Source organism: Mesorhizobium sp. M7D.F.Ca.US.004.01.2.1, assembly GCF_003997785.1.
GTDB classification, from domain to species: domain Bacteria; phylum Pseudomonadota; class Alphaproteobacteria; order Rhizobiales; family Rhizobiaceae; genus Mesorhizobium; species Mesorhizobium loti.
Genome location: NZ_RZRQ01000605.1, coordinates 1 through 1,890, shown reverse-complemented (window position 1 = coordinate 1,890; position 1,890 = coordinate 1). Strand labels below are relative to the sequence as shown.

Genomic DNA, 1,890 nt, shown 5'->3' with positions numbered 1-1,890 from the left:
CCGATATAGACGACGAAGGCGCCGCCGGTCTTGGCCATGTCGATCTCGTCGGCGCCGAGCAGGAACAGCAGCTCCATTTCGCCCAGCATGCCGGCAACGCTCTTGCCACCCTCGCCCGGCACGAAGCCGAGATCGAGACCGCCGACACGTCCGGCCGCATTGTGCAGCACGGCAAAGCCGTTCCAGTCCGCGCGAGCAGCGTTGACAGCGGCGGCGAGCTTGGCCGCCTGGCCGAGCACGGCCGCGCCATCGGCGCGCGCCAGCGCGCCCTGGCCGACGATGATCAGCGGATGCGTCGCCTTCTTCAGCACCTGGAAGAACGTGCCATTGCCGTCGGCCAGATCCTTCAGCGAATCCGGTCCGGCGCCCAGCTGTTCATAGTCATAGCGCGTGTCACCGACATCGCCGATCACGCCGACCGGCAGATTGCCGATCCGCCAGCGCTTGCGGATGCGGGCGTTGAGCACCGAGGCTTCATAGCGCGGGTTGGCGCCGATGATCAGCACCGCGTCGGCCTGCTCGATGCCTTCGATGGTCGGATTGAAGATGTAGCTCGCCCGGCCGAGCGCCGGATCGAGTGCGGCGCCATCCTGGCGGCAGTCGGTATTCTTCGAGCCGAGCGAGGCCATCAGCAGCTTGAGCGCATAGATTTCTTCAACGGCGGCCAAGTCACCGGCAATGGCGCCGATCTTTTCGGGTGCCGCCTTCGAAACCGCGTCCTTGATCGCGGCAAAGGCTTCGGCCCAGCTGGCGGGAACCAGCTTGCCGTCCTTGCGCACATAGGGGCGGTCGAGGCGCTGCGTGCGCAGGCCGTCCCAGATGAAGCGGGTCTTGTCGGAAATCCACTCCTCGTTCACCGCTTCGTTGACGCGCGGCAGGATGCGCATCACTTCGCGCCCTCGGCTGTCGACGCGGATCGCCGAGCCGACCGCATCCATCACGTCGATGGATTCGGTCTTGGTCAGCTCCCACGGCCGCGCCTGGAAGGCGAAGGGTTTTGAGGTCAGCGCGCCGACCGGGCAAAGGTCGATGACATTGCCCTGCAGCTCCGAGGTCATCGCCTGTTCGAGATAGGTGGTGATCTCGGCATCCTCGCCACGGCCGATCAGGCCAAGCTCGGAAATGCCGGCGACTTCCGTGGTGAAGCGGACGCAGCGCGTGCAATGGATGCAGCGGTTCATCACCGTCTTGACCAGCGGTCCGATATATTTGTCTTCGACCGCGCGCTTGTTCTCATGATAGCGCGAGGAATCGACGCCGAAGGCCATCGCCTGGTCCTGCAGGTCGCATTCGCCGCCCTGGTCGCAGATAGGGCAATCCAGCGGATGGTTGATCAGCAGGAACTCCATCACGCCTTCCCTGGCCTTCTTGACCATCGGCGTGTTGGTGAAGATTTCCGGCGCCTCGCCATTCGGCCCCGGACGCAGGTCGCGCACGTTCATGGCGCAGGAAGCCTGCGGCTTGGGCGGCCCGCCCTTCACCTCGATCAGGCACATGCGGCAATTGCCGGCGATCGACAGCCGCTCATGGAAGCAGAAGCGCGGCACTTCCGCGCCAGCGTCTTCCGCCGCCTGCAGCAGCGTGTAGTGGTCGGGTACAGTGATCTCTTTCCCGTCGACCTTGAGCTTTGCCATTCGCCTCAAACCCCTGCGGAGTTCCCGCAATCTCTTGTTCCGGGCACGGTCGAAACCGGACCCGGCATTTCATTCACTTCTTGACGGCGAGCGCCGCCGCTTGGGCTGTCCAATCGTCGCGACTTATGCGGCCGGTGAGCGACAGATAATCCTCGACCCAGGCAACCTCTTGCGGCGTCCATGCCGCGATCTGGCCATACGTCCAGATGCCCAAGCCGTTGAGAACTTTTTCAAGCTTGGGCCCGATGCCCGATAT

General features: G+C 64.2%; 1 protein-coding gene and 1 pseudogene. Both read right to left on the bottom strand.

The window, feature by feature from the left end; genetic code table 11:
• Nucleotides 1–1,634 (bottom strand): NADH-quinone oxidoreductase subunit NuoG (nuoG, locus tag EN993_RS35335; protein ID WP_127266194.1); only part of this gene is annotated, 1,634 nt, incomplete at its 3' end.
• Between the two features lie 73 nt (nt 1,635–1,707).
• Nucleotides 1,708–1,890: pseudogene (locus EN993_RS35330) on the bottom strand (NADH-ubiquinone dehydrogenase); the annotation flags it as partial.